23 protein-coding genes, 1 tRNA gene and 2 pseudogenes are annotated in these 25,903 nt (G+C 53.1%); 3 read left to right on the top strand and 23 right to left on the bottom strand.

All coding sequences use genetic code 11. The features are described 5' to 3' along the window. Positions 1 to 418: 418 nt before the first annotated feature. The 6 genes and pseudogenes from Q0J41_RS06930 to Q0J41_RS08575 form a co-directional block, all read right to left on the bottom strand. A complete protein-coding gene (locus Q0J41_RS06930) occupies positions 419 to 991 on the bottom strand; it encodes a hypothetical protein (RefSeq protein ID WP_296227706.1) in 573 nt (190 codons plus the stop codon). Positions 992 to 1,453: 462 nt separating this feature from the next. Then, positions 1,454 to 1,645, bottom strand: a pseudogene (locus Q0J41_RS06935) (2-hydroxymuconate tautomerase); the annotation flags it as partial. 75 nt (positions 1,646 to 1,720) lie between these two features. Beyond that, positions 1,721 to 2,566, bottom strand: a complete 846-nt coding sequence (locus Q0J41_RS06940; RefSeq protein WP_296227708.1) for an NAD(P)H-binding protein — start codon at positions 2,564 to 2,566, stop codon at positions 1,721 to 1,723. A gap of 135 nt (positions 2,567 to 2,701) precedes the next feature. Further along, positions 2,702 to 3,130, bottom strand: coding sequence for an Rrf2 family transcriptional regulator (locus Q0J41_RS06945; protein WP_296227710.1), 429 nt, complete (start codon positions 3,128 to 3,130; stop codon positions 2,702 to 2,704). Between the two features lie 90 nt (positions 3,131 to 3,220). Continuing rightward, positions 3,221 to 3,700, bottom strand: a complete 480-nt coding sequence (locus tag Q0J41_RS06950; RefSeq protein WP_296227712.1) for a YcxB family protein — start codon at positions 3,698 to 3,700, stop codon at positions 3,221 to 3,223. A gap of 92 nt (positions 3,701 to 3,792) precedes the next feature. Continuing rightward, positions 3,793 to 4,500: pseudogene (locus Q0J41_RS08575) on the bottom strand (DUF975 family protein). Positions 4,501 to 4,650: 150 nt separating this feature from the next. Here Q0J41_RS08575 and Q0J41_RS06965 point away from each other — a divergent pair. Continuing rightward, positions 4,651 to 7,416 (top strand): DEAD/DEAH box helicase, encoded by a 2,766-nt coding sequence (locus tag Q0J41_RS06965; RefSeq protein ID WP_296227718.1) that lies wholly within the window; start codon positions 4,651 to 4,653, stop codon positions 7,414 to 7,416. A gap of 25 nt (positions 7,417 to 7,441) precedes the next feature. Here Q0J41_RS06965 and Q0J41_RS06970 read toward each other — a convergent pair whose 3' ends face one another. The 3 genes from Q0J41_RS06970 to Q0J41_RS06980 all read right to left on the bottom strand — a co-directional run bounded on the left by Q0J41_RS06970 (position 7,442) and on the right by Q0J41_RS06980 (position 9,785). Then, the gene (locus tag Q0J41_RS06970) at positions 7,442 to 7,999 is read right to left on the bottom strand and encodes an ECF transporter S component (RefSeq protein WP_296227720.1); all 558 of its coding nucleotides are present in this window, start codon (positions 7,997 to 7,999) and stop codon (positions 7,442 to 7,444) included. A 32-nt stretch (positions 8,000 to 8,031) separates the two neighbouring features. Next, entirely contained in the window at positions 8,032 to 8,865 is an 834-nt protein-coding gene (locus Q0J41_RS06975) for a pyridoxamine kinase (RefSeq protein ID WP_296227723.1), read from the bottom strand. Between the two features lie 398 nt (positions 8,866 to 9,263). Continuing rightward, positions 9,264 to 9,785, bottom strand: a complete 522-nt coding sequence (locus Q0J41_RS06980; protein ID WP_270449309.1) for a GNAT family N-acetyltransferase — start codon at positions 9,783 to 9,785, stop codon at positions 9,264 to 9,266. 260 nt (positions 9,786 to 10,045) lie between these two features. Here Q0J41_RS06980 and Q0J41_RS06985 point away from each other — a divergent pair, with 260 nt between their 5' ends. Then, on the top strand, positions 10,046 to 11,200 hold the full coding sequence (locus Q0J41_RS06985) for a GH25 family lysozyme (protein ID WP_296227726.1): 1,155 nt from the start codon (positions 10,046 to 10,048) through the stop codon (positions 11,198 to 11,200). A gap of 129 nt (positions 11,201 to 11,329) precedes the next feature. Here Q0J41_RS06985 and fetB read toward each other — a convergent pair whose 3' ends face one another. The 4 genes from fetB to Q0J41_RS07005 all read right to left on the bottom strand — a co-directional run bounded on the left by fetB (position 11,330) and on the right by Q0J41_RS07005 (position 13,255). Further along, complete coding sequence (gene fetB, locus Q0J41_RS06990) at positions 11,330 to 12,097, bottom strand: iron export ABC transporter permease subunit FetB (protein WP_296227727.1); 768 nt, start codon at positions 12,095 to 12,097, stop codon at positions 11,330 to 11,332. Continuing rightward, on the bottom strand, positions 12,094 to 12,732 hold the full coding sequence (locus tag Q0J41_RS06995; protein ID WP_296227729.1) for an ATP-binding cassette domain-containing protein: 639 nt from the start codon (positions 12,730 to 12,732) through the stop codon (positions 12,094 to 12,096). The genes fetB and Q0J41_RS06995 overlap by 4 nt, the downstream gene beginning before the upstream one ends. 135 nt (positions 12,733 to 12,867) lie before the next feature. Continuing rightward, positions 12,868 to 12,940, bottom strand: a tRNA-Thr gene (locus Q0J41_RS07000). A 90-nt stretch (positions 12,941 to 13,030) separates the two neighbouring features. Continuing rightward, the gene (locus tag Q0J41_RS07005; RefSeq protein WP_296227731.1) at positions 13,031 to 13,255 is read right to left on the bottom strand and encodes a hypothetical protein; all 225 of its coding nucleotides are present in this window, start codon (positions 13,253 to 13,255) and stop codon (positions 13,031 to 13,033) included. 145 nt (positions 13,256 to 13,400) lie between these two features. Between Q0J41_RS07005 and Q0J41_RS07010 the strand changes: the two genes are divergently transcribed. Next, on the top strand, positions 13,401 to 14,558 hold the full coding sequence (locus Q0J41_RS07010) for a DUF2974 domain-containing protein (RefSeq protein ID WP_296227732.1): 1,158 nt from the start codon (positions 13,401 to 13,403) through the stop codon (positions 14,556 to 14,558). 48 nt (positions 14,559 to 14,606) lie between these two features. Here Q0J41_RS07010 and dnaB read toward each other — a convergent pair whose 3' ends face one another. From dnaB to yaaA, 10 genes are all read right to left on the bottom strand, one after another. Beyond that, positions 14,607 to 15,977 (bottom strand): replicative DNA helicase, encoded by a 1,371-nt coding sequence (dnaB, locus tag Q0J41_RS07015; RefSeq protein WP_296227735.1) that lies wholly within the window; start codon positions 15,975 to 15,977, stop codon positions 14,607 to 14,609. A gap of 23 nt (positions 15,978 to 16,000) precedes the next feature. Beyond that, complete coding sequence (gene rplI, locus Q0J41_RS07020; RefSeq protein WP_296227737.1) at positions 16,001 to 16,456, bottom strand: 50S ribosomal protein L9; 456 nt, start codon at positions 16,454 to 16,456, stop codon at positions 16,001 to 16,003. 22 nt (positions 16,457 to 16,478) lie between these two features. After that, positions 16,479 to 18,500, bottom strand: a complete 2,022-nt coding sequence (locus tag Q0J41_RS07025) for a DHH family phosphoesterase (protein WP_296227739.1) — start codon at positions 18,498 to 18,500, stop codon at positions 16,479 to 16,481. A gap of 139 nt (positions 18,501 to 18,639) precedes the next feature. Continuing rightward, entirely contained in the window at positions 18,640 to 18,876 is a 237-nt protein-coding gene (rpsR, locus tag Q0J41_RS07030; protein ID WP_003612635.1) for a 30S ribosomal protein S18, read from the bottom strand. 26 nt (positions 18,877 to 18,902) lie between these two features. Beyond that, the gene (gene ssb / locus Q0J41_RS07035; RefSeq protein WP_296227748.1) at positions 18,903 to 19,493 is read right to left on the bottom strand and encodes a single-stranded DNA-binding protein; all 591 of its coding nucleotides are present in this window, start codon (positions 19,491 to 19,493) and stop codon (positions 18,903 to 18,905) included. A 40-nt stretch (positions 19,494 to 19,533) separates the two neighbouring features. After that, entirely contained in the window at positions 19,534 to 19,827 is a 294-nt protein-coding gene (gene rpsF, locus Q0J41_RS07040) for a 30S ribosomal protein S6 (RefSeq protein WP_003612647.1), read from the bottom strand. 215 nt (positions 19,828 to 20,042) lie between these two features. After that, positions 20,043 to 22,526: a DNA gyrase subunit A gene (gene gyrA / locus Q0J41_RS07045; protein WP_296227757.1), complete on the bottom strand. Its 2,484-nt coding sequence runs from the start codon at positions 22,524 to 22,526 to the stop codon at positions 20,043 to 20,045. A gap of 12 nt (positions 22,527 to 22,538) precedes the next feature. Next, the gene (gene gyrB / locus Q0J41_RS07050; RefSeq protein WP_296227759.1) at positions 22,539 to 24,500 is read right to left on the bottom strand and encodes a DNA topoisomerase (ATP-hydrolyzing) subunit B; all 1,962 of its coding nucleotides are present in this window, start codon (positions 24,498 to 24,500) and stop codon (positions 22,539 to 22,541) included. Continuing rightward, positions 24,484 to 25,629 carry a DNA replication/repair protein RecF gene (gene recF, locus Q0J41_RS07055; RefSeq protein WP_296227761.1) on the bottom strand — a complete coding sequence of 382 codons (1,146 nt, stop codon included), beginning with the start codon at positions 25,627 to 25,629 and terminating at the stop codon, positions 24,484 to 24,486. Before recF ends, gyrB begins: the two co-directional genes overlap by 17 nt. Then, a complete protein-coding gene (gene yaaA / locus Q0J41_RS07060) occupies positions 25,629 to 25,859 on the bottom strand; it encodes a S4 domain-containing protein YaaA (RefSeq protein WP_296227763.1) in 231 nt (76 codons plus the stop codon). Before yaaA ends, recF begins: the two co-directional genes overlap by 1 nt. Positions 25,860 to 25,903 lie beyond the last annotated feature (44 nt).

Below are 25,903 nucleotides of genomic sequence, written 5' to 3' on the forward strand. Positions count from 1 at the left end.
AATTGACTTCGCTTATTTGTTTGGATCAAACAATGTTTGACCCGCACACTGCGAAACTTTGTTCAGTTTTCAAAGTACCAACTTGCGTCTTAGTGACGCAACGTTTTATATCTTACTCGCTTGTTGACTTCTTGTCAACAGGTTTTCGATATTTTCTTTTTCGTGTCTCCGGCGAATTCCTTCTTCGCCGCGACAACAAATATTAGTATACTCGTTATTTCTGAAAGGTCAAATCTGACTTTTCATACGGTTTACATTGTAAACACCCGGCAGAGTTGTGATAAGGAGGGGCCTGGTCTCGTTCAGGGATATCAAGGATAGTAGTCATTTTTACTTCATTTCTGCTTTCTTTGTTCGGAAAACAAGGATTTTTTGCTGATATTTTTTCTAAAAGTTTTTTGCTTTTTTCTTTCCGAAATTACAAAAGCGCTTTCTTATTTGTCTGACCCTCGACAATCTCAATCGCCAATTGACAGCGGTCATAGACATCCCGCGCGCTTAGCCGCAGGCCTTCAGCCAGCCACTCGTACAGGATCGCATAGATAATGTGAGCGGCATTGTTCAAGGTCTTAATCGAATAATCCCCGCTTAAGGAATGAGCATCAACATAGCAAACTGTCTTCTTTCGCAGCAGCCACTCGACTTTCTGCGGAAAACGGGCCGCAAACTCCTTGCCCTTGATTTTCCCCTTCTCTGCATCAATCAAGGCCAGCAGATTCAAAATGAAACAGCGGTCTTTTTCCATATAGGTCAATAGCCTCTTAAGTCCATTGCCATAATCACCGGTGACAAAGTACAAGTGCTGGTCCAGCTTCTTTAATAGTAATTCCGCACTAAGCTGCCGCATGCTGCCATAGTGGGCATAAAAGGTTGGCCGTGAGCATGCAGCCAGCTTGCAAAACTTCTTGACGTTGATCTCACTGCCCCGCTCGCTGTCTAAGACCTGGGCCAGGATCTGGTTGGCTTCCAAAAGTTTGATACTGGTAATCATTTTTACTACCTCCGTTCGAGACACATTATCTGTGTTAGGAACTTTTTTTGCAGCCGGCAGTGCTCAAAGCCCGGTCTGGCGCGATTTCGACTTTATTACGATTTAGTCGTAATGGAAAATCGGCAGCGCAGCAGCCGCCAGCCCCCTTTTCTTTCCGAAAACAAAAGCCAGCCCTGACCCTTCCTTGTCAGTGCTGGCTTTCTAGTGCTGTGTTGCGTTTTATCTTCCGCTTTCGCCTCAGTCGTTATTTTCTACTCACTTTTCACCTATCATCTTATCATAGAACTTATACCAAGTTTAGCAGATATTTATACTAATTTTACTAAGATTTTTCCTTTTAGGAAAGGCCCCTCATCCTTTGCCTCTCTAGCCCTCCTTCCCTTTTGATTCACTTTGCACATTATTTCCCACCTGTTATTTTCCCGAAAAAAAGACCCACCCGCCAGGGGTGAGTCAAAATCTTTAGGCTTGTGGTTCTCTCCATTCACCGCCTTGAGCCAGCTGCTGCTTGCCAAGTTCATTGATGATCACGGAGATGTGTTCCTTTGGCGCGCCAGTGTCTTCTGAGATCACCCGGGTCACGTCCTTCATCATCTTTTCCAGTTGTTCTGGCGTCCGGCCAGCCAAGAGTTCAATGTGTACAAATGGCATTGTTCTGCTCCTTTTTTCAAAAACAAGTAACTTTTCCTACATTATACCTGCTTTTTCCGAAAAAAGTATCTGCCAAAGCTACTTTGCCAAAAGTTCCTTAATTGCCTGGTCCAGCGGAGTCAAGCCGCCCAGAACTTCTTTCAGGTCGCTGCTTTCTTCAGTCAATGAGCCATCATCAATTGGCTGCTGGAAGCTGGCATACATTGCCGCCGTATCATGATCCAAGCCCAGTCCTTCCAAGACCTGCACGTACTCGTCCTGGCTGACCTGCTTGGCTGCAGTGTCTTCACCAGTTGCCGCGTTCAAGGCCGCTGCCAGATCCTCGTAGCTCCGCTTCGGGCCGGCAAATTCATAAACTTCCTTTGGATCATCACTAGTCAAAACCTTAACCGCTGCTGCGGCATATTCACTTTCCGGTGCCCAGCCGGCAAAGTTATTTGCCCAGTAGATCCGGTTGGCCGGACCTGGAGCCAGGAATGACAGATCGTTTTCCAAGTACCAGTTGTTGCGCAGGAAGGAGTGCTTGATCCCGCTCTCCTTAAGCAGCTTTTCCGTCAGCTTGTGGTCAGCTGCCAGCCAGTTGTCGCTTTCACTGGCCTTCGGGAAGCTGGTGTAAGCCACGTAGCCAACGCCAGCCTTCTTAGCAGCTTCAACCACGTTCTTGTGCTGGTCAGCTCTAGTTACTGCCCCGCCTGGCTGAGAGGAAATAAAGAGGAACTTGTCCACGCCGGCCAGGGCCTTTTCTACAGCTGCTTCATCACCGTAGTCGGCCTGGCGGATTTCAATCCCGGCTGGCAAAAGCTTCTTGCCCTTTTCTTCATTGCGGACGATCGCCACTACGTTTTCTGCCCCAACTGCATCAACCAGCTTCTTGACCGCGGTCTGGCCAAAATTGCCAGTAGCTGCTGAAATAGCGTACTTCATAATTGCCTCCGTTAGTTTCTTTTTTCTTTGTATTTTTGTTTACTTGTTATTTTTAAATCTACATTAATTCTAACGCATGTATTTTTAAAGTCAACATCTATTTCCATAAAAAAACGCCAGCTTTCGCTGACGTAATTAGGCAAGCTGCCCTTCTTCTTTTATCTGGTCGACAATTTCCTGCAGGCTGATCTCCCGCATCTTGGCAAAAGCCGCCTCTTCCACTTCCGCGTAGGCCTTAACCAGGGGCGTTTGAATGTTGCCGCCAACCGGACACTTTTGCTCCGTGTCTTCATCGACGTGCAACAAGTGGTGGTCCATGTCGACCGCCGCGAAAATATCGTAAAGGCTGATTTCCTCCGGTTGCTTGGCCAGTTCCGGCTCAGCACTCCCCTGCTTGGTCTTCAAAAGCCCTGCCTTGCGCAAGTCCATCATCAGACTCCGCACCATGCTGGGATTGGTCACGATGCTGCGCGCGATCGCCCGGCTGGACAGGTCATCATCGGGAAAAATCTCGATGTAGGCCAGCAGGTGGACCGCGTCACTCAATTTATGGGAAAACTTCATTTTTTACCTGCTCCTTTTTAAAAAAGCCTGTTTTCTTAATCTTAACAGCTTTTCCGGCAATTTGCCATTTTCGCTGTGTTCCACGTGAAACTACCGCTGGCATTTCTCCCGTAAAAACTTGATCAAGTCCGGGCTGCAGTTTTTCTTCAAAAGCAGCATGCCCTGGTCCGGGGCCGGCATCATGATGATTTCCTCGTCAGTTTCAATATAGCGGGTGATCTGGCCATAGCGGTATTCCCCGTCCCCCCGGTTGGTCAAAACCAGGAAGTGGTCCGGGTAAAATTCGTAGCGCACGTAGTCATCCTTGGTGGCCGGCATGCCCGCGTAAATTTTCTTCAGCCGCCGCTTGTAGAGGTAGACGATTGCCGCTGGGTAAAAAGCAATCACCAGGGCAAACATAACCGTAAAGTCATACTGCTTCAAGGCGAAAGCCACCGCTCCGGCCGCGATCCAGATTGCTTCCGCGATCATGATGATCCACCGCCGACTCTTTTCTGTCACCTTCATGGCCATCCTGGTGTATTCGTTCAGGTCCATTTGAACCTCGCTGATATATAAGGCTTGTGCCATCTGCATCACGTCCTTTCTATTAAAAATTATAAGCTATTCTTCCCCGCCCGTAAAAAAAAGACGCGCCTCAGCGCGTCTACAGTTCGAGATTACTATTTGTCTTCCTTGCTCAGCTCATAAGTTTCGGCGATTGCCAAATTGTAGTATGGCATCAGCCAGATACCCAAAATTCCCAGGGTAAAGGCAGTCAAAATGTACCAGCCCAAGAAGGACAGGTTCAAGCAAAGCAGCTTCCAAGCCCAGCCCTTGGTCAGCTTCCAGCCAGCCGCGATTTCTGCCCAGACTGACCGCTTCTGCCCGGTCCGCACGTCATCGTCGATCACGTAGACGACATAGGTTAAGCGCAACTCGATCCAGACCAGCAAAACTACCAGCAAGATCAAAAGAATGATGCTTACTGACAGCGGCACTTGCGGAATGACTGACCCAACCACCGCGGCCGCGATCGCCACGGCCACGGTCCCGATGATCAAGGCCTGAATCACCCCGTAGACCGCCAGCCGGGCCAGGTGCTAGCCGGTTAGGCCGCACCAGGCATTCGGCTCTTCCCCGCCCTTTTGGATCTTATTCCGCCAGCGATCAAAGAAGATGTAGCCGTTAGCCGTCAAAAGCGCGGCCGCGATTTCCAAAAGGAAAAAGATGATATTGGCTCCGGCCCCGGACTTGGAGTCAGTGGCCTGGTCAACGACATTCGGTATGATATTTGCCACAATCAGAAGCAGACCCATCGGCATGTAGACCTTCTTCGGGATCTGCTTCAGATTTTCCCGGGCCAGGGCCCGGATTTCCTTTACTTTCATTGCTCTCTCCTCTGTAAAAAAAGCTTTTGTTATTTTCATCATTATTATAGCACTGACTGTTTCACATGTAACATAGTTCTTTTCCTATCTTCCCCGCTGCTCCCTTGTGTTATGATGGTAAAAAATCTTTTTCCCAGTGAGGTCGAATCTATGGAACTTTCTCCCTTGAGCCCGCCCCGGCTCGTCAGCAATCAGCAAGAAAACATCTGGCAGACCCTGCGCCGGCAGCTGCTGACCTGCCAGTCCTTTACCTGGGCCGTGGCCTTCATTACCGCCGACATGCTGCCTCCTTTCAAGCTGGTTATGGAAGACCTGCAAGCCAGCGGGGTCCGCGGCACCATCATTACCGGGACCTACCTGGCCTTCAACCAGCCCCGGGTTTTCGCCGAGCTCTTAAAAATTTCCAATCTTACCGTCCGGATCGTGGACGGTCCCTTCCATGCCAAGGGCTATCTCTTTGACCACGGGGACTGGCAGACCGCCGTCATCGGCAGCGCCAACTTCACCCGCTCCGCCCTCCTGGCCAACCAGGAATGGTGCCTCAAGGTTGATTCCCAAACCGATTCGGCCTTGACCCAGCAACTAGCCGCGGCTTTAGCGGACTTGACTGCCAAAAGCCAGCCCCTGACCCGCCTCTGGCTGGCTGACTATGAAAAAAGCTGGCAGCCGCCAGCCAAGCCTGTGTTACACGTGAAACAGGAAAAGATCGTTCCCAACCAGATGCAGGCAGCCGCCCTGGAAAATCTCCAAGCCTTAGTCAAAAGCGACGCCCGCCGGGCCCTGGTGGTTTCCGCTACCGGGACAGGCAAGACCTACCTGGCGGCTTTGGCGGTCAAAGACTTTGCCCCCCGCCGCTTCCTCTACCTGGTCCACCGGGAAGAGATCGCCCACAAGGCCCTGGAGACCTTCAAAAAGGTTATCGGTGGCAAGGGCAGCGACTTCGCCCTTTTGACCGGGACCAGCCACCAGCAGGCCCGCTACACCTTCGCGACCATCCAGACCGTTTCCCAGGACCAGTTTCTAGCCAGCCAGGCAGCTGATTTTTATGACTACATCTTGATTGATGAAGCCCACCGGTCCGCTGCGCCCAGCTATCAAAAAGTCCTCAGCCACTTCAGCCCGGCCTTTTGCCTGGGTCTGACAGCCACGCCGGAGCGAATGGACCAGCAGGATATTTTTGCCCTCTTTGACTACAATTTAGCCTATGAGATCCGCCTGGCTGATGCCCTGGAAAGCAAAATGCTCACGCCCTTCCACTATATCGGTATCCGCGACTATGAAATTGACGGCCAGACTTCCGATGATTTCAGCGACCTCCGCTGGCTGGGCGCAAAAAAGCGGGTCAGCTACCTCCTTAAAGAACTGGATTATTACGGCTATAGCGGTTCCCGCCCCTGCGGCCTGGTCTTCTGCAGCCGGCAGGAAGAGGCCCGGAAATTGGCGGAAGCTTTCACGAGCCAGGGCCAGCCAGCCCAGGCCTTGACCAACCAGGATTCTCCAGCCGTCCGACGGCAGGCGGTCAAGGATCTGGAAAGCGGCCGCCTCCACTACTTGGTGACGGTCGACCTCTTCAACGAAGGCGTGGACATTCCCGCCCTCAACCAGATCGTCATGCTCCGGGCCACCCAGTCAGCCACGGTCTTTATCCAGCAGCTTGGCCGGGGCCTGCGCCTCTACCCAGGCCAAGACTTCGTCACCGTCCTGGACTTCATCGGCAACTACCAGAACAACTACCTGATCCCCCTGGCCTTAGCCGGGAAAAAGCTCTCCCGCGACCAGCTAAAGTACCAGCTGCAAACCGTCAGCTTTGCCGGCCTATCCACCATCAACTTCAGCCAGATCGCCAGCCAGGAGATCCTGGCCTCCCTGGACAAGGTCAAGCTGGACTCGCTCAAGCAGCTGCGGGAAGCCTACGCGGACCTAACCCAGCAGCTAGGCCGGCCGCCCCTTTTGCTGGATTTCGCCACAAAGGGTCAGGTCTCACCCCGCCTCTGGCTGGACAACAAGTCCCTGCCCCACTACGGAGCCTTCCTGGAAAAAATGGGCCAGCCCTGCCAGCTATCCTCTTACGAAAGCCAGGTCCTCTCCTTCGTTACTAAGGAACTGGCCCCAGGTCAGCGGCCGCATGAGCTTTTGCTTTTGCAGGCTCTTTTGCCAAAAGGCCAAATCAGTCAGACAGACTTCCAAGCTCTTTTGCAAAATTACGGGGCCTACGACTCAGCCGCCTTGGAAAAATCTCTGGAAGTCATCCTCTCCTTGGACTTCTATGATGTCAAAAGCGGATCAACTACCCAGAAGGCCAAGTACGGCGGCGAGCCTGTCGCCTGCTTAAAGGACGGCTGCTGGTCCTTAAATCCTCAGATCGTCCAAGCTAGTCCCGACTTCCTCCGTCTGTTTAAAGACGCGGTCGCAACTGGCCTCTTCCTCGCCAAGGAAAAAGACCCAGCTCAAGACTTCACCCTTTACGCAGCTTACGACCGCAAGGAGGTCTGCCGCCTGCTCAACTGGCCGCTAGACGTCAGCCGGCCCATGTACGGCTACCGGCTGAGTGGCGATGTCTGCCCAGTTTTTATCACTTATCAAAAAACTGACCAGGAGCAGCGAAACGCCCGCTATGACAACCAAGCCCGCGGCCAGCGCCTGGCCTGGTATACCAGAACTCCCCGCCACCTCTCTTCCCCGGAAGTCCAGCAGCTCTTGCGGGGGACGAAATCTGGCCAGCAGGTCACCCGGATTCCGGTCTTCGTTAAGCGGGCGGACGCCTACGGCCCGAAGTTTTACTATCTGGGCTCGGCAAAAATCGATCCCGCCACTGTCCGCGAGGTCAGCCTCAAGGGCAAGAGCGCGGTCAGCCTGGACCTGGTTCTGCCTGATCCCCTGCCGGCTAAAATCGCCGACCAGCTTTTTGGCAATTAAAAAGGCTTCCCAGCCGGGAAGCCTTTTAGTGTACCCGCTTCATGACGCGGACGGTAATATCTTTCAATGCAAAGTAGAGAATCGGCGTGCAAACCGCGGTTGAGCAGGAATTGATCACCGTGGCCAGCAGGCTCAAGAAGGACGCTACCAGGGCTGGCTGCAGAGCCGTCCCGGCCATCAAGGCCTCTACGACCGTCGTCGCGTAAGAGGTAAAAATCTTGGTTACCCCGGCGATGACCGCCAAAATAATAATGTTCTTCTTGCTGTCGTTATATTTCATGCCCTTGTAGACAGCGGACAAAACGGCCGCCACGACTACGACTTCCAGCATGGTCAGCCAGCTGGTAGCCGCGTAACCGTTGAGGATGTCAAAGCCGCCCAGGCCGATGATCCCCGCCAGGACCCCGTTACGGAAGCCCAGGTAGAGAATGGCCACGGCCGTCAAGATATTGCCGAAGTGGATGAAAGGCCGGCCAACGACTGCCGGCAGCGGGATCCGCAGGACCCAGATGCCGATATAAATCATGGCCGCAAACAAGCCGGTCATCACGACTGCTCTTAAAGAATTCTGTTCATCGCGCATTATTCCCCTCCTTAAAATAGCTGATCAATACACTAATTTTGCAATTGCTGCAAAAGCCAAGGTAGGGCCGCCGCGTAATTAGGGCCAAAGCGCTGGTCCTGGTTCAAATCAGTCGCCAGGATTGCCTTGGCCACGAAGTCCCCGGCCACGCCAGCCGCCTGCTGCAAGTCCAGCCCGTGAAGCAGGCCGGCCAAGAGGCTGCTGGCAAAAAGGTCCCCCGTGCCAAAATAGCTGTGCGGAATCCGGTCCTGGGTTCTTTCCCAAACCCGGCCGCCCCGGCTGAGCCCGTAAACCCCGATCCGGTTGTCGGCCAGGGGCACCCCGGTCAAAACCACCTGGGACAGGGCAAACTTCTGGGCCAGGCGCTGGGTGATCACGCAAGCCCGGTGGCTGTCAATCTCAGTAAAGTCCACCGGCTCATTCAAGAGCAGCAGAGCTTCGGTCAAGTTGGGCGTCAAAATCGTTGCCTGCCGGGCCAAGCGCTGCATCTGGACAACATAGCAGTCATCAAAGCCGCGGTAGAGACGGCCGTGATCAGCCATAGCCGGGTCCAGCAGGATGAGTTTCCCCTGCCGGCTGTATTCTTCCAGCCCCTTCTCCCAGACCCGGCTGGCCGCCTGGCCCAGGTAGCCCAAATAGATGGCGTCAAAAGAGATATTTTCCTTGTCCCAGTGCGCCCAAATATCTGGCAGACTGGCCGACAGGTCCAGGAAGGTGTTCTCCCCGAACCCGCCCGTATGCGTTGACAAAATTGCTGTTGGCAAAGCCGCGGTCTGCAGGCCGCTGGCCCCTAACACGGGCAAGGCGACCGCCAGCGAGACTTGACCAACACAGGATAGATCTTGACTGATCAAGACTGATTTCACTTTTGGCCCCTCCTTATTGCTCAGTAGCTCTATTATATGCTTGCTTAAAAAAATATGAAAGCAATTCGTGCTATGTTTTTTCTAATCTGGTAATAACTAGTATAACACGGACATTTTCATTTTCAGAGCACAAGAAAAGCCAGTTGCTTAGAAGAACAACTGACTTTGGTTAGGAATGTGTTGTGTATGTATAAAATTCAATGCAATGTTACATTGAGGAAAGAAAAATAAAAGAAATTTGGATGTTGCAACTTGTGGCTCTCCACAACCTCAAGCTACGAATCTAATATACAAGATAGTTGTGACAGAATTATGACCTTTTCCTTACGAATTTCAAAACAGCTATTATTTTTAAGCTGTTCGATTATATAACTTACTTATTACTTAGTAGGTATAATTTAAGCAGTCAGAAGTTCGTAAACGTAGCTGGTCTCATTTTCCCGGTAGACCCCATGCAGGGTGCCCACCCGCTTAAAGCCGCTCTTTTCGATCAAGTGCTGCATAGGCAGGTTGTCCTCATGGGTGTCGACTCTGACTGACTTGATGTCATTGAAGCCGCTGGTAAAGTAGTTGATCACTGCCTGGTAGAGCTGTGAAGCATAGCCGTGGCCGGTATGGTCGGAGTGGATAGCCACCCGGTGGATGGTAACGTAGTCATTCGTGTCAACTTGCCAGTGGCCGTCCAATTGGTCGTAAGCGTGGTCCGGCGCTGGAATGATAGTCAAGGTCCCGACGGTTTCCCCATCGTCGGCCTTGGCCAGGTAAGCGTAGCCGTTTTCGATGTCTTGACGGACATGGTCTGGGTTCGGATAGTCTCCTTGCCACTGGTCAATCCCGCTTTCCGCCAGCTGGTTGCGTCCGTCCTGCAGGATCGCCATCACTTGGTCAAAATCTTTCAATTCTGCTTTTCTAATCTGCATTTCCTATTCGCTTCCTTATCTATATTACTGGTTCAATGACAACGACAAAGGGTATTTTACATAAGTCGGCAAGCAAGCTCAAACGATCTGCTTAAAGGGAAGCCTTTTCAGTGCTAAAAACTGTAATATTATTTAAGAATTAGAAAAGGCTGTGTCAAGGTTTTGTAACATTACAGTTATATAATGAGAATTGTTGCAAAATAAACCACTTATTTTGAGCATTTTCAATCACACAATTTTTTAATGGGAGTACCAGATACATGAAGCTTAAACACCTTAAACTGCTTGCATTAGTCTCCACATTGACGACAGCTGTAAGCATGAGCTTCGCCGGCCTGGCACAGGCCAGCACGACCAGCGCCAGCAGCCGTTCTTATGGAGTCGACGTGTCAAGCTACCAGCCAACCAGCACGAGCAAATACAGCAAGGCGGGCGCTCAGTTCGTCATTGTCAAGGTCAGCGAAGGCACCAGCTACCGAAATCCAAACGCCAAGGCACAAGTAGCCAGCGCCAAGGCCAACAAACTGTTGCCAATGGCCTACCACTTCGCCAACTTCAGTTCCAGCTCATCCAGAGCGAAGCGTGAAGCGGGCTACGCTATCGCCAGCGCCAAGGCAGTCAAGCTGCCAGCAGGCTCATACCTAGCTATCGACTGGGAAACCAGCAGCGGCAACTCAACCAGCGGGCGCAGAAGCGCCAACACCAGGGCCATCATGGCCTTCATGAAGAAGGTTAAGGCAGCTGGCTACCAGCCATTGCTCTACTCTGGTTCTTACCTTTTGAACAACGCGATCAACACGCGCACGGTTACGGCAGCCTACCCTAACTCACTGTGGGTAGCCTACTACACCAGCTCAGGTCGGATCGACGCGCCAGACTTTTCATACTTCCCGTCAATGAACGGGGTCATCATCTGGCAGTTCACTGAAAACTGGAAGGGTCTGAACGTTGACGGGAACATCTCAGTTCTGCCTCTGTCAATCAGCTCCAGCTCATCATCCAGTTCTTCATCAAGCTCATCTAAGACGCCAGCCAGTCAAGCACCTGTAAGCAAGACTAAGAAGAAGATCATGGCTAAGTCTTACGTCTACACTTCCGCCGGCAAGAGAACCGGTGCTTACAAGAGCGCGTACACTTACGTTTACGTGATCGGCGGGATCGTCAAGATCGGCAGAACCAACTACTACAAGATCCGGACTAACCAGTACATCAATGTTAACAACGTTGACGGTACTGCCCGCAAGCTGGTTCACAATGCTTGGACTTACAACAGCAAGGGCAAGCGGGTAAAGTCAGTTTCTACCTTGAAGAAGGGCAAGCAGGTCTTCACTTACGGCGGCAAGCGGAAGATCGGTAAAAAGACTTACTACCGGATCAACGTCGGCCGTTACATCAAGGCTGCCAACGTGAAGTAAGCCGGATCACGAATTAATTTTAGAAACAAACAAAGCTCTAATTGCCACAAAGGCAGTTAGAGCTTTTTTCATGATAAAAATGGCTCTTTGTCAAACCTTACTGATGCGCGTCAAGTCATGTACTCATTGCTACTGCTCTTCCCGCAGCTGGCTCCGCTTGTTGAAGTAATTGCGGTAGGACAAGTAGCCCGCGATCACGGCGCCCAGGCCGGTCGCTGATAAAAGCATGAAGGTGACCATGATCTGATACTTAATGGCGTAAACTGGGTCCACGCCGGCAAAAATCAAGCCGGACATCATCCCCGGCAGGTTGACCAGCCCCACCGTCTTAGCCGAGTCGATCGTCGGCTGCATGGCAGTCTTGATGCTCCGCCGCAGGATAGTCATGCTGGCCGTCTTCACGTCAGCCCCGAGGGCGATTTTTTCCAAAACCTGCTGGCGCTGGTCATGAAAACCCGTGGCTAAAGCCTTATAGCACAGACCCAGGGCCACCATCTCATTACCAGCAATCATCCCCGTAATCGGAATAATCTGCATCGGCTTCAGCTTCACCGTCTGAGTCAGCAGCAAAACGCCCAAGGTGATGTAAGTCCCGATCAAGAGGGCCACGATTGACTGCCAGAGCTGGCGGTTCGGGTTGGGATCCCGCTTGTTGGCGTTCCAGGCCGCGTTAAAAATGATAAACAAGGTCATCAAGAGGGTCAAAAGAGCATTGTTGACCTGCATGATGAACTTCAAGACGTAGCCGACGATGACCAGCTGGACAATGGCCCGGGCAACGCTATAAAAAATATCCTTGGTCAAGCCCAGCTTTTCCTTCCAGGAAATCGCTACGGACACCAGAACCAGGGCAAAAGATAAGATTAATGACAGATCGCTGACAGCCATTGATTTCATTTCAAGACTCCTCCTTTTTCCATCTGCAGGAGCTGTTTGGAAGCGGCCAGCTCCTCTTGGTCATGGGTCACTTGCACGATCGTGGTCCCCTCCTGGTGCACCCGGGCGATCAGCTGGTGGACGATCTGCTTGCTCTCTTCATCCAGCCCGGTCGTCACCTCATCCAAAAGGAGGACCTCCGGCCGGAAAAGCAGGTTGCGGATCAAAGCCACCCGCTGCTTCTCCCCGCCAGACAGGGTGGTAATCTTTTTGTCCAAATAGTCAGCTGGCAAATCCACCTGCTTCAAGGCTTCCTGGGCCCGCTTTTCATCAAACTCCCGCTTGCGGATGGCAAAAGGCAGAGCCAGGTTGTCCTTAACTGTTTCGTCGAACAAGGCCGGCTGCTGGAAGCAATAGGATACCTGTCGGCGGTACTGGACCAGGTCCAGGCTATCAAGATTTTCCCCCTTGTAAAAAATCTCTCCCTTAGTAGGCGAGATCAAGCCCGCGATCAGCTTCAAAGTAGTACTTTTCCCGCTGCCTGACGGCCCGGTCAAGGTGAGATAGTCCCCCTCCTCCACTGAGAAGGAGACATCTTGCAGGATTTCCTGGTCGCCCGCCTGGTAGGCCACCTGCTTGAGTTCAATGAGTGCCATTTTCTTCCTCCAGATTTCTGTAATTTTCATACTACTAGTTAGATTATAATCCAAACCGGATGAAGCAATTTCTATAAAAGCTTGAAGGATTTTAGGCAAGAAAAAACCGCCACCCTGCAGGTGACGGTTAACATATGCTGACTAGAGGATTCGAACCTCCGACCCCTTCATTACTAGTGAAGTGCTCTGCCAACTGAGCTAAGTCAGCGACTCTTGTGCCTTAACACAGTTATTAATTAAACCATAAAAACGTGTCCTTGACAAGAGCTTTTTACTAAAAAATTGAAATTATCTGTTTTTAACCGTGAATCGGGGCAAAGAAGTAGGAGATTGCCGCCAAAATCACCAAGTACCCTACTTGCACGCCAACCGCGAGCTTAAGCGTCTTTTCCATCCCCTGCATGGCCGGATCCTGCCGTTGGCTGTACAAGTACACCAGTGGCAACCAGCCCCAAAATGGCAGGACAAAGCTCAAAACCGTGAGCAGGGTCAGCCAGATTGACTTAACTGTTACAACTTTCATTCGTCTCATCTCCTTTTCATTCTATTCCACAATCATACACCTTTGAAGTTTTTTGTAAATAAAGAATTAGATTCAATCAATAAAAAGCCTTCCCCGTCCCGCTTTTCGCGCAATAATGTACAATGTTAGCTAAGGAGTTTTTACGATGGCATCAACATTAGACTATCTGCGCTGGCGAGGCGATCTGCCTTTTCAAACTTACCCTTTCAACAGCCTGGATGCTTCCTTAATGGCATCCCTGGCCTACCTTCCCTTTGACGGCAGCACGGTTGGCCACAGCTTAGGCGAGGTCTGCCAGTCCATCTACCAACGTGAGCCTGACCGCTGGCAAAATCTGGAAAAAGTCGAGCTCCTGCTCTTGCCCAAGTCTCCCCGCCTGGCTGACTTGACCGTCCTGGACTGGGTCAACAAGATGGAGATTGAGCCTGAACCTATCCAGTTCAACGCGGGCGCCTTCCGCCTGGACGACCGGACCATCCTGGTCGCTTACCGGGGCACCGACCAGTCCATGATCGGCTGGAACGAGGACATGGTCATGAATTATACACCGGAAATTACCGGACAGAGGCTAGCCGCTAAGTATCTTAACCAAATCGGCCAGGCTTACCCAAATAACCGGATCTATATCACCGGCCACTCCAAGGGGGGCAACTACGCCCATTATGCTTTGGCCTTTGCTGACCAGCAAATCCAAGCCCGGGTCATCAAGTCCTACAGCTTTGACGGACCTGGCTACCGGCACCAGATTTACGGGACCAGCGGCTTCCAGGACAATATCAAGAAGATGAAGACCTACATCCCGGAAAGCTCCATTGTCGGCTGCATGCTGGACCATACTGAGCGCGTCCTGGTCGTCAAGTGCACCCAGCCAGCACTCAGCCAGCACGACCCAAGAACCTGGAGCGTTGGCCGGGACAGCTATGTTTTGGCGCAAGAGGGCCTCACGGCTACCGCCCGGGTGATCCGCCACTCCTTGATCGCCTTCAACCACCAGATTCCCGCGGAAAAAAGGGGGCAGATGTGGTCCGCTCTTTTTGATGCTTTTGGCAGCCTGGACATCACCCAGATCAAGCAGATCAGTGGTTTTACCGGCAGCTACCGCTTTGGCCGGGCATACTTTGCCATGGATCCGGAAATGCGGACTATCTTCCGGCAGATTTTTAACAATATTATTGAAACGGCCCGGCAGAGCCTTCCCCTGCCCTTCAACAGAAGCCAGGACCCTTACAAGGACCGGCCGAATTTCAATGACTCAAAGAAAGGGCCAATCTTCTTTGAGGCCTACGACATCAAGCAAGAATAACAAAAAGCGCAAATCAGCAATGATTCGCGCTTTTTTGCTGTCTTTCCCCTACCCCTGGGCCTCATGGCCTGGGTCCAGGTTGGAGAAGCGGTTGTAAGGCTTGGAGAACATCAGCTTGGCTGATCCCCGCCGGCCTGACCGGTTCTTTTCAATAATAACTTCAACTTCAACGTTTTCCGGATCTTCCTTCGCTTCCTCGCCGTCAGCATCCTCATCCCGGTAGTAGTCGTCCCGGTAGAGGAAACCAACGATGTCGGCGTCCTGTTCGATTGACCCGGATTCCCGCAAGTCTGACAAAATTGGCCGCTTGTCCTGCCGCTGCTCAACTGACCGCGACAACTGCGACAGGGAAATTACCGGCACATGCAATTCCTTGGCCATCTTCTTGAGCTGGCGGGAGATCGCGGAAACTTCCTGCTGGCGGGACTCAGTCTTTGGCCCTTCAATCAGCTGCAGATAGTCGATCACGACCAGGCCCAGGTCGCCCAGCTCCTTTTGCAGGGCCAGGCACTCAGCCCGGATTTCGCTGATCTTGATCCCCGGCGTGTCATCGATATAGATTTGCGCCTGCCGCAAGACACTCGCTGCCATCTCCAGCTGGTTCCACTCATCCCTGTCCAGGATCCCCGTTCTGAGGTGCTGGGAGTCGATCAGGCCCGTTGAGGCCAGCATCCGCTGCACCAGCTGCTCACCAGACATTTCCAGGGAGAAGACCGCTACCGGCTTCTTCTCAGTAACGCCCACATTCTTGGCGATGTTCATAGCAAAAGAGGTCTTCCCGACACCCGGCCGGGCCGCCAAAATGATCAATTCGTCATCATGCAGCCCCGTCGTCATTTCGTCCAGATAGGCAAAACCCGTCCGTAAACCCGTGACCGCGTCCTGATTCTGGGCATTATTTGAAATCTGCTCAAAGGCTCCGGCAACCAGGTCCTCAATCTTATGAAAGCCCCCGCTCCCCTTTTCATTGGAGACGTTCATGATCTCATTTTCAGCGTTGCTGAGGATCTCATCCACGCTGTCGGACCCTTGAATGGCACTGGAGATGATCTTCTGGCTGGCATTAATCAAATTGCGCAGCTGGGCCTTCTGGTGGACGATGCGGGCATAGTCCTTGGCGTGAAAGGCAGTTGGCGTTGCCAGTAAAAGCTCTGACACGTAGGCCATGTCGCCCAGCTCTTCCAATTGTCCCCGCCGCTTAAGCTCCTCTTGCAGGGTGACCAGGTCGATTGACTTGCTCTCGTCATAGAGGGCCAAAAGAGCGCTGTAAACCAGGCGGTTGGCATGTTCATAGAAGTCAGCCGGCTCTAAGACCGAGCTGACTTCGTTGATGACTTCGGGATCAATGAAAATCGCCCCTAAAACGGCTTTTTCAGCAGCAGAATCATGCGGGATCTGCTGCGTGACAAGATTATCCATCAATCACGGCTTCTTTCAGCTTCTTAATTTTCTTGGGTAACGTGGACCCGGACCTTTGATTCAACGCCCTTGAAGAGCTTGACTGGCACATTAGTGTAGCCCAGAACCTTGATTGGTTCCCGCAGCTGCAGCTTGTGCTTGTCCAGCTTGATGCCGAACTGCTTGTCCAGGCCTTCGATGATCTTCTTACTGGAGATTGAACCGAAGAGGCGGGAGTCGCTGCCGGCCTTGGACTTCAGTTCAACTACAGTTTCATCAGCTTCCAGCTGCTTCTTGATCTCTTGGGCAGCTGCCTTTTGAGCTTCGTATTCAGCCTTTTCATTAGCTTCTACCCGCTTCAGGGTGTTCAGGTTGCCCTTGTTGGCTTCCTTGGCCAGGCCCCGCTTGATCAGGTAGTTTTGAGCGTAGCCGTCCGGCACGTCCTTGACCTGGCCCCGCTTGCCTCTGCCCTTAACGTCTTGCATAAAAATAACTTTCATCTTTCATGGCTCCTTTTCTTCTTTAACTGTTTTCTTCCAAATATTCGTCAATTGCCGTTAGCAGCCGCTGACTGGCTTCTTTGACCGTTATATCCTTGATCTGGGTCGCCGCGTTGGACAAGTGGCCGCCCCCGCCCAGCTTCTCCATGATCACCTGGACGTTGATGTGGCCCATCGACCGGGCCGAAATCCCGACCTTGTCCCCGCTTCTTCTGGTGATGGCAAAAGATGCCGACACCCCTTCCAAGTCCAGCGCCGTATCAGCTGCCTGGGCCGTCAAGATCGGATCGATCACCTTGTCCTCCGGCCCCTGCATGACCGCCATCTTCGGCCGCAGCATCTGCAGGCTGGCCACCAGATGGCTCTTGACCAGGAAGCTGGAAATGTCTTCCTTCAAAAGCTCGCTGACCACCGAGGAGTCCGCCCCGATCGACCGCAGGTAGCTGGCCGCGTCAAAGGTTCTCGTCCCAGTTCTGAGGGAGAATTCCTTGGAGTCGACCGTGATCCCGGCCAGCATGGCCGTGGCTTCCAGGTTGGTCAAGACCCGGTTGTCCTCAGCCGGCTGCTGGTATTCGACCATTTCCGTCACCAGTTCGCTGGCTGAGGAAGCATATGGCTCCACGTAGGTCAGCATCGGGTTCTCCGGGAATTCTTCCCCCCGCCGGTGGTGGTCGATCACCACGATCCGGTTCTTCAAGCGGTCATAGAGGCGCTGGTCATAAGTGATGGAGTACTTGGAGTGGTCCACCATGACCAAAAGGGAGTTGTCCGTCGCGACCGCGTTGGCCTCATCCGGGCTGACAAAAAGGTCCAGCTGGGGGTCAGCTGCCTGCATCTTTTTGACCAGGCGGTCAACGTCATAGTTGCAGTGGGCCGTGTCCAACAAAAAGTGGGCCTTGACCCCGTGCAGGCGGGCGATCTTGACGACCCCGATCCCGCTGCCGACAGAGTCCATATCAGGCCGCTGGTGCCCCTGGACGAAGACCTGGTCAACATCCTTGAAGAGCTCACCCAAGGCCTGAGAAACCATTCTGGCCCGGACCCGGGTGCGCTTTTCCATTGGGTTGGACTTGCCCCCGTAGAAACGGGCTACCTGGCCCAATTCCCGAAGGACCACCTGGTCCCCTCCCCGGCCAAGGGCCAGGTCCAAGTTGGCCTGGGCCTGGTTGGCGATCTTTCTCAGTGACTCGCCCCCGTAGGAAATCCCAACCGACAAGGTCAAAGGAGTGTTGTTCCGGCTGGTTTCCAGGCGGATCTTGTCCAAAACTGAGAACTTGTCTTCTTCCATGGCTTCCAGGTCCTGCAAGTGGGCCAGAAGCAAGAAGTGGTCTTCATCGATCCGCTTCAAGTAGGCCTTGAACTTCTTGGCATAGTCGTTCAAGGTCGTCTGCAGGTAGGTGCTGGTTCTGGCCAGTTCCTGGTCATGCATCCGCTCGCTGAGCTCGTCGTAGTTGTCGACAAAAATCTGCCCGATAGCCAGGCGCTCAGCCCGGTACTTGTCGGCCAGGTCAGCATAGCGGGTAATATCGAGCAGGTAGATAACCCCAATGCTGTCTTGGACAACCATTTCAAATTGGTGGTCTCCCCACTTGACCACCTTGCTTTCCGAAGTCTGGGCCTCAAGGGCTTCTTCAACCAGCTTGCCCAGCTTCCGGTCGACCGCCGTAATTGTCTTGCCTAGGGCGTCCTTGTCGCCCAGATAGAGCTGCAAGTAAGGGTTGACCCATTGGATGTGCCGGGACTCATCGTAAAGGAGGATCCCCAGCGGCATCTTGATCATGGCCTCCTGCTCCCCCCGTTTAATCCGGTAGGAGAGGTTAGCCGCGTAATTGTTGGTATTTTTCGCGAGAATGTAAACACTGAAAACGATCCAAAAGACATCCACGATCAGGACCAGCAAAAGCGCCACCCCGAAGATCCGGTTGATAAAGAAAGCCACAACCGTGCTCAGCATCGTCAAGAAGGCGACGCTGGAGAAGGCAATGATTAATCTGGAATCCCGGACGAATTCTGGCAATTCAAGTTTGCGTAAAAAGTTTTTCATAAAATTCTTCCACATCTTTAAAGCAGATTAAACTACTCCCATTATAACCTATTGCCGCCCGCCACAAAACAGAAAAGAAAAAGAGACCGGGAGGAGTCCAGCTCCTTCGGTCTCTTTATTTGCTCATTGATCCTGCTGTTTAGTCTTCAGCTACGAATGGCAGAAGGCCCATAATCCGGGCTCTCTTGATAGCGTTAGCAACCTTGCGTTGGTTTTTAGCGCTAGTACCAGTGACACGACGTGGCAAGATTTTACCTCTTTCTGAGATAAAACGTTTCAACAGATCAACATCCTTGTAGTCTACGTAGTCGATATGGTTGGCTGCGATGAAGTCAACCTTGCGGCGACGACGACCACCTCTTCTTTGTTGAGGCATGTCTTCAGATCCTTTCTTGTGTAATTTTAAAATGGAAGATCGTCATTTGAGACGTTGATTGCATCGTCAGAGCCGTCGAACGGGTTGGGGTTCGTGTCTCCGCCGGCAAAGCCGTCTTTCTTGTTATCTTCATTGAATCCGGCATTAGCTGGCCCGTTTGACTGGGCCGGGTTGCCGAAGGCGTTGTTGTTGGCGTAGCCGCTGCCGCCGCCAAATCCGGAGTTAAAGCCGGAGTTTTGGCTTTGACCTTGGCCGTAGCCGCCAAACCCGCCGTTTTGCTGACGGCTTTCACGCTCGCGGCGTGATTCGAGCAGTGAGAAGTTGTCCACGAGGACTTCTGTCACGTAAACTCGCTGGCCGTCCTTGTTATCATAGTTTCTGGTCTGGATCCGGCCCTGGATGCCCACCAAACTGCCCTTGCTGGTGAAGTTGCAGAAATTCTCCGCAGCCTTGCGCCAAATCACGCAGCTGATGAAGTCCGCTTCTCTCTGGCCTGATGCATTGGTAAACTGCCGGTCAACGGCTAAAGTGAACGTAGCAACCGAGATGCCGCTCCCAGTAGTACGTAATTCAGGATCACGTGTTAAACGGCCAACAAGTACAACATTATTGATCATACTTATTTCCTTCCTATTCCTGTATTACGGAAAACTATAATTACTTGTCTAACTTGACAGTCATTGAACGCAGAACTGAGTCGTCAATCTTGCTCAAACGGGCAAATTCGTTGACAGCAGCAGCGTCTTCAGCAGTGAAGGTCATGATGTAGTAACTACCTTCACGATACTTTTCGATTTCGTATGCGAAACGACGCTTGCCCCAGTCCTTAGCTTCAACCATTTCACCACCATTGTCAGCGATCACCTTAGTGTACTTGTCAATAATGGCCTTCTTTGCTTCATCGTCAACGTCTGGCTTGATGATGTAAGTAATTTCGTACTTGGTTGTCATAGACTATTGCACCTCCTTTTGGACTAAATGGTTCTTGCTAAAATCAAGAACAAGGAGTAATTGATCTAATTACTCGCAATGCCTAATTTTAGCACAAAATAAAAAAATTACCAAACATTTTTTACACGTGATCCGGGATTTTCTTCCCACTAACTATTACGCCAAAAATGCTGGTAATTTTTTATTTTATCTTACTTTTTTCTGCTTCTTTGCTGCTAAGCTTCCGTTTCCGGCTCGCTTTCGCCTTCAGCCTCGTCCTCGGTTTCAGCCGGCACGACCGCCATGCTTGCCACGGCATTGCCGTCAGCTACCTTGATCAGACGGACGCCCATGGTTGACCGGCCAGTCTGGGAGACATCGCTAGTCTTGAAGCGGATCATGATCCCGTCAGTGGTGATCAGCATGATGTCGCTTTGCCCATCAACCACGGCCACGCCAGCCAGAGGGCCGTTCTTTTCGCCGATCTTGGCGGTCTGGATCCCCTTGCCGCCCCGGCCCTTGACCGGGTATTCGCTGGCCGCGGTCCGCTTGCCGTAGCCCTTTTCCGAGATGGTCAGAACTTCATCTTCCGGCTTCAGGATCCCGGAGCCAACCACGTAGTCGCCTTCGCGGAGGTTGATCCCCCGGACGCCGGCCGCGCTTCTCCCCATGGCCCGGACGTCATCTTCATTGAAGGTCACGGCGTAGCCCTGGTGGGTGGCGATCAAGATGTTCTGCTGGCCGTCAGTGGTCAGGACGTTGGAGAGTTCGTCGCCATCCTTCAAGGTCAAGGCGATCAAACCGTTGGTCCGGATGTTTTCAAATTCCCGGATCTTGGTCCGCTTGACCGTCCCCAGCTTGGTGATGAAGAAGGCATAGTCGTCATCATGCCCTTGTGGCAGGTTGACCACGGTCTGGATGTGCTCGCCCTTCTCCAGCTGCAGGAGGTTGACGATTGGCAGGCCCTTGGCGCTTCTGCCGTATTCCGGGATTTCGTAGGCCTTCTTCATGTAGACCTTGCCCTTGTTGGTGTAGAAGAAGAGGTAGTCGTGGGTGCTTGAGTAAAGCAGGTGCTCGATGAAGTCGCCCTTTTGGACGCCCATCCCCTTGATCCCCTTACCGCCCCGGTTCTGGGTCTTGAAGTCGTCGATCAGCATCCGCTTGACATAGCCCTGGTGGGTCAAAGTCAACAGGACGTCTTGTTCTTCGATCAAGTCTTCGTCTTCAATCGTGACCACTTCGCTGGCCGTGATCTGGGTCCGGCGCTTGTCGCCGAAGCGCTTCTGGATGTCCAGCAACTCGTCGTAGATGATCTGGTCGATTCTTTCCGGCTTGGCCAGAATGTCCTTGTAGTCGGCAATCTTGACCAAAAGCTCCTGGTATTCGCCTTCGACCTTGTCTCTTTCCAAACCGGTCAGGCGGACTAGACGCATGTCGAGGATAGCCTGGGCCTGGCGGTCGTCCAGGTCAAAGCGGCTGATCAAGCCTGCCTTGGCGATGTCGCTTGATTCAGAGTTCCGGATCAGGCTGACGATTTCGTCGATATGATCCAGCGCCACCCGCAAACCTTCCAGGATGTGGGCTCTGGCTTCAGCCTTTTCCAAGTCAAACTTGGTCCGGCGGGTGATGACGTCTTCCTGGTGGGCCAGGTAGTACTGCAGCATCTGCTTCAAGGTCAGGAACTTCGGTGCCCCGTCCACGATCGCCACCATGTTCATGGCGAAGTTGGACTGCATCTGGGTTTCCTTGAAGAGGTTGTTCAAAACCACGCTGGCGCTGGCATCCCGGCGCACGTCGATCGTGATCCGCATCCCGCTCCGGTCGGATTCATCCCGCACCCCGGTAATGCCGTCGATCACCTTGTCGCGGGCCAGTTCAGCAATCTTCTGGACCAGTTCGGCCTTGTTGACCAGGTAAGGAATCTCGCTGACGATGATTCTTTCCCGCCCGCTCTTTTCTGTTTCGATTTCGGTCTTGGCCCGGACGACGATGTTGCCCTTGCCGCTTTCATATGCGTGCAGGACCCCGCCCCGGCCCATCAAGATCCCGCCGGTCGGGAAGTCCGGCCCTGGGATGGCCTTCATCAGTTCCTTGGTCGTCACGTCCGGGTTCTTCATCAGCATGTGAATGCCGGAAATGACTTCAGACAGGTTGTGCGGCGGAATGTTGGTGGTCATCCCGACCGCGATACCGCTGGAACCGTTGACCAGGAGGTTAGGAATTCTGGCTGGCAGGACGGCCGGTTCGTTTTCCGTGTCGTCGTAGTTTCTCTGCCAGTCAACCGTGTTCTTGTTGATGTCGCGGAGCATTTCCACGGCAATCTTGCTCATTCTGGCTTCGGTGTAACGCATGGCGGCCGGCCGGTCGCCGTCGACGGAACCGAAGTTGCCATGCCCGTCTACCAGCATGTAGCGGTAGGCAAAGTCCTGGGCCATGTGGGCCATGGCCAGGTAGATGGAGGAGTCACCGTGCGGGTGGTACTTACCCATGACGTCCCCGACGATTCTGGCACTCTTCTTGTAAGGCTTGTCCGGAGTCACGCCCAGCTCGTTCATCCCGTACAGGATCCGCCGCTGAACCGGCTTCAATCCGTCGCGGACGTCCGGCAAAGCCCGGGCCACGATGACGGACATGGCGTAGTCCAAGAAGGAGCTCCGCATTGTTTGCGTCAGATCGACATTTCTGATCCGCCGGTCTTGTCCTTGATTCTCGTTATCCATTCCTACCTCCCATTAAGCATCCAAGTTTTCAACATATTGGGCATTGTCTTCGATGAACTTCCGCCGCGGGCCAACTTCGTTGCCCATCAGCATTTCAAAGACTTCATCCGCGTCCTTGGCGTATTCCGGGTCTACCCGGTCCAGGCGGCGGTTTTCAGGGTCCATGGTCGTCTCCCACAATTGTTCAGCGTTCATTTCCCCCAGCCCCTTGTAGCGCTGCACGATTGGCTTTGGGCTTGGCTGCAATGACCCAAGGTAGTCGTGGAGTTCTTCGTCAGTGTCCAGGTACTTGATTAGCTTGCCCTGGCGCACTTGGTACAGAGGCGGACGGGCAATGTAAACGTAGCCCTTGTCGATCATCGGCCGCATGTAGCGGTAGAAGAGAGTCAAGAGCAGAGTCCGGATGTGAGCCCCGTCGACATCGGCGTCAGTCATGATGATCAGCTTGTGGTAGCGGGCCTTGGAAACGTCAAAGTCTGCCCCAAAGCCAGTCCCCAGGGCCGTAAACAAGGTCCGGATTTCCTGGTTGGCCAGGATCCGGTCCATTGAGGCCTTTTCCACGTTCAGGATCTTCCCCCGGATAGGCAGGATGGCCTGGGTCAGCCGGCTCCGCCCTAGCTTGGCGCTGCCGCCGGCGGAGTCCCCTTCGACGATGAAGAGTTCTGAGATGTTCGGGTCATTTGAAGTGTTGTCGGCCAATTTGCCTGGCAGGTTGGCGATTTCCAGGCCGGACTTCTTCCGGGTAACTTCCCGGGCGCGCTTGGCGGCAACTCTGGCTCTTTCAGCCAGTTGCCCCTTTTCCACGATCTTGCGGGCCACCTGCGGGTTTTCCATCAGGAAAGTGGAGAAGGTTTCTGAGAAGGCCCGGTCAACGGCAGTTCTGGCGTCGGAGTTGCCCAGCTTGGTCTTGGTCTGCCCTTCAAACTGCGGGTTCGGGTGCTTGACGGAAATCACGGCCGTCATCCCTTCCCGGATGTCTTCCCCGGACAGGTTGTCGTCGTTTTCCTTCAAGATCTTGGCCTTGTGGGCGTAGTCGTTGACCACCCGGGTCAAGGCCGTCTTAAAGCCCGCCTCGTGCATCCCGCCTTCGTAGGTGTGGATGTTGTTGGCGAAAGTCATCAAGGTTGTCTTGTAGCCAGTCGTGTACTGCAGGGACACTTCAACGTCGATGCCCTCGTACTTGCCTTCCACGTAGATCGGCTCGTCAAAAAGCACCTCCTGGCCCCGGTTGAGGAAGGAGACGTATTCCTTGATCCCGCCTTCGAAGTGGTAGGCGTCGGTTTCTGCCGTGTCTTTCCGCTTGTCAGTGAAGGTCAGCTTCAGCCCCTTGTTCAAGAAGGCCAATTCTCGGATCCGCTTCTTCAAGATCTTGTCGTCAAAAACCGTGGTTTCCGTGAAGATGTTCGGGTCTGGCCAGAAGTGGACAATAGTCCCGTGTTCAGTCAAAGGCACGGTCCCAACTTCCTTCAGTTCTTCAACGACCCGGCCGTGGTCAAAGGCGATGTGGTACTTCTTGCCGTCCCGCATAACCGTCACGTTCAGTTTGGTGGACAGGGCGTTGACAACGGAAGCCCCGACCCCGTGCAGACCACCGGAAACCTTGTATCCACCACCGCCGAACTTACCACCGGCGTGCAGGACAGTATAAACAGTTTCAACGGCTGGCCGGCCGGTCTTCTTTTCGATGTCGACCGGGATCCCCCGCCCGTCGTCTTGAACAGTCACGCTGTTGTCTTCGTTGACGGTGACTTCGATCTTGGTCGCGAATCCCGCCAGGGCTTCATCGATCCCGTTGTCGATGATTTCCCAGACCAGGTGGTGCAAGCCTTGGGAGCTGGTTGAGCCAATGTACATCCCCGGACGCTTGCGTACGGCTTCCAGGCCGCCAAGGACTTGAATCTGGCTGGCATTGTACTTGTCAGCTTCTTTTTCGAACTGCTTGGCCTTCTTCAATTTGTTATCTTCGTCTGCCATTTAATCCTTCCTCTTTTTCTATAATTTGGCCGGAATGGATGTAAAAAATTCGCGGCTGTTTGACTATTTCCTGGGAAATACCATCCAGATCGGTTGTCGTAATAAAAGTCTGGGTTTGACCATGGATGAAATTGAGCAGGGCTGCCTGGCGGTTCTGGTCCAGTTCGCTCATCACGTCGTCCAAAAGCAGAATCGGCTCTTCTCCCGTCAGCTGCTTGATCAGCTGGATTTCCGCCAGTTTCAAGCTGAGGGCAATGGTCCGCTGCTGCCCTTGGGAGGCAAACAGGTGGGCATTCTTGCCGTCCAGCTGGAATTCAAGGTCATCACGGTGGGGGCCAAGCTGGGTCGTGGCCCGTCTGAGCTCATCGTCAGCGATCTCCGCAAAGCGGTCCAGCAGCTTCTGCTTGATCTGGGCCGGCTGGTCTTCATCCGTAATTTCCTTGGCTGAAGGCCGGTAAAGAACCCGCAGCTCTTCTCTTTGCCCGCTAATGGCCCGGTAAGCCTCGGCCGCGTAGCAGTTGAGGTCGGCCAAATAGCGGTAGCGGCGCCAGATCAGTTCACTGGCGGCCGTGGCTACCTGCTCAGTCAGAACCCCGAGCAGGACCTGGTCACTGGCCTGCCGGCGGGCCAGCTGCTTGAGATAGTTGTTTCTCTGCTGGAGCAGCTGCCGGTACTGGCTGGCGAAATAGAGATATTCCGGATTGATCTGGCCGAATTCCAGGTCCATAAAGCGCCGGCGTAAAGAAGGGGCCCCCTTCACCAATTCCAGATCTTCCGGAGAAAAGAGGATGGCGTTAAGGTGGCCCACATACTTGGACAGCCGGGCCTGCTCGACCCGGTTGACCCAGGCACTCTTGCCCTTCTTGCTGATGACGATGCGCAGGTCAATGTCTAGCTGGCGCTTGTGCACCCGGCCAGCCAGGCTGGCAAAGTCCTGGCCGAAGGCAATCATCTCCCGATCATTGCTGGTCCGGTGGGACCGGCTGAGGGCCAGAAAGTAGATTGCTTCCAGCAGGTTGGTCTTGCCCTGGGCATTTTCACCAAGAAAAACGTTCACGTGCGGGTCAAATTCCAGGTCAAGGGGAGCCAGGTTGCGGAAACCGCTCTGCTTAAACCGGCCCAGGTACATTAAAGCCCCTGAACCAGCTCGTATTCCTTGCCGGCAACGGTCAAATGGTCACCAGGATAGAGCTTTCTGCCCCGCCGGTCTTCCTTGTCCCCATTGACCAGAACTGGACTGTCCTTGAGGTACCACTTGGCCTGCCCGCCCGAGGAAACGATACATTCATCTTTCAAAAATTGTCCGAGGGTGATGAATTCACCATTAATCGCAAAAGTTTCGATAGTCTTCACCTTCACCAATGTAAAACTAGTATTCCACTTATAAATTATAGTCTTTTTTC

This window comes from uncultured Lactobacillus sp. (assembly GCF_944327175.1).
GTDB lineage: Bacteria > Bacillota > Bacilli > Lactobacillales > Lactobacillaceae > Lactobacillus.

What these genes read in the sequence shown, in the direction of transcription:
- rplI (WP_296227737.1), bottom strand. Translation starts at nt 16,456, where the DNA reads ATGAAAGTTATTTTTATGCAAGACGTTAAGGGCAGAGGCAAGCGGGGC.
- gyrB (WP_296227759.1), bottom strand. Translation starts at nt 24,500, where the DNA reads ATGGCAGACGAAGATAACAAATTGAAGAAGGCCAAGCAGTTCGAAAAA.
- rpsR (WP_003612635.1), bottom strand. Translation starts at nt 18,876, where the DNA reads ATGCCTCAACAAAGAAGAGGTGGTCGTCGTCGCCGCAAGGTTGACTTC.
- Q0J41_RS06950 (WP_296227712.1), bottom strand. Translation starts at nt 3,700, where the DNA reads ATGGCACAAGCCTTATATATCAGCGAGGTTCAAATGGACCTGAACGAA.
- gyrA (WP_296227757.1), bottom strand. Translation starts at nt 22,526, where the DNA reads ATGGATAACGAGAATCAAGGACAAGACCGGCGGATCAGAAATGTCGAT.
- Q0J41_RS06930 (WP_296227706.1), bottom strand. Translation starts at nt 991, where the DNA reads ATGATTACCAGTATCAAACTTTTGGAAGCCAACCAGATCCTGGCCCAG.
- Q0J41_RS07005 (WP_296227731.1), bottom strand. Translation starts at nt 13,255, where the DNA reads ATGAAAGTTGTAACAGTTAAGTCAATCTGGCTGACCCTGCTCACGGTT.
- ssb (WP_296227748.1), bottom strand. Translation starts at nt 19,493, where the DNA reads ATGATCAATAATGTTGTACTTGTTGGCCGTTTAACACGTGATCCTGAA.
- Q0J41_RS06945 (WP_296227710.1), bottom strand. Translation starts at nt 3,130, where the DNA reads ATGAAGTTTTCCCATAAATTGAGTGACGCGGTCCACCTGCTGGCCTAC.
- Q0J41_RS06970 (WP_296227720.1), bottom strand. Translation starts at nt 7,999, where the DNA reads ATGCGCGATGAACAGAATTCTTTAAGAGCAGTCGTGATGACCGGCTTG.
- fetB (WP_296227727.1), bottom strand. Translation starts at nt 12,097, where the DNA reads ATGAAATCAATGGCTGTCAGCGATCTGTCATTAATCTTATCTTTTGCC.
- rpsF (WP_003612647.1), bottom strand. Translation starts at nt 19,827, where the DNA reads ATGACAACCAAGTACGAAATTACTTACATCATCAAGCCAGACGTTGAC.
- dnaB (WP_296227735.1), bottom strand. Translation starts at nt 15,977, where the DNA reads ATGGATAATCTTGTCACGCAGCAGATCCCGCATGATTCTGCTGCTGAA.
- Q0J41_RS06985 (WP_296227726.1), top strand. Translation starts at nt 10,046, where the DNA reads ATGAAGCTTAAACACCTTAAACTGCTTGCATTAGTCTCCACATTGACG.
- Q0J41_RS06940 (WP_296227708.1), bottom strand. Translation starts at nt 2,566, where the DNA reads ATGAAGTACGCTATTTCAGCAGCTACTGGCAATTTTGGCCAGACCGCG.
- Q0J41_RS06995 (WP_296227729.1), bottom strand. Translation starts at nt 12,732, where the DNA reads ATGGCACTCATTGAACTCAAGCAGGTGGCCTACCAGGCGGGCGACCAG.
- Q0J41_RS06980 (WP_270449309.1), bottom strand. Translation starts at nt 9,785, where the DNA reads ATGCAGATTAGAAAAGCAGAATTGAAAGATTTTGACCAAGTGATGGCG.
- Q0J41_RS07010 (WP_296227732.1), top strand. Translation starts at nt 13,401, where the DNA reads ATGGCATCAACATTAGACTATCTGCGCTGGCGAGGCGATCTGCCTTTT.
- Q0J41_RS06965 (WP_296227718.1), top strand. Translation starts at nt 4,651, where the DNA reads ATGGAACTTTCTCCCTTGAGCCCGCCCCGGCTCGTCAGCAATCAGCAA.
- Q0J41_RS07025 (WP_296227739.1), bottom strand. Translation starts at nt 18,500, where the DNA reads ATGAAAAACTTTTTACGCAAACTTGAATTGCCAGAATTCGTCCGGGAT.
- recF (WP_296227761.1), bottom strand. Translation starts at nt 25,629, where the DNA reads ATGTACCTGGGCCGGTTTAAGCAGAGCGGTTTCCGCAACCTGGCTCCC.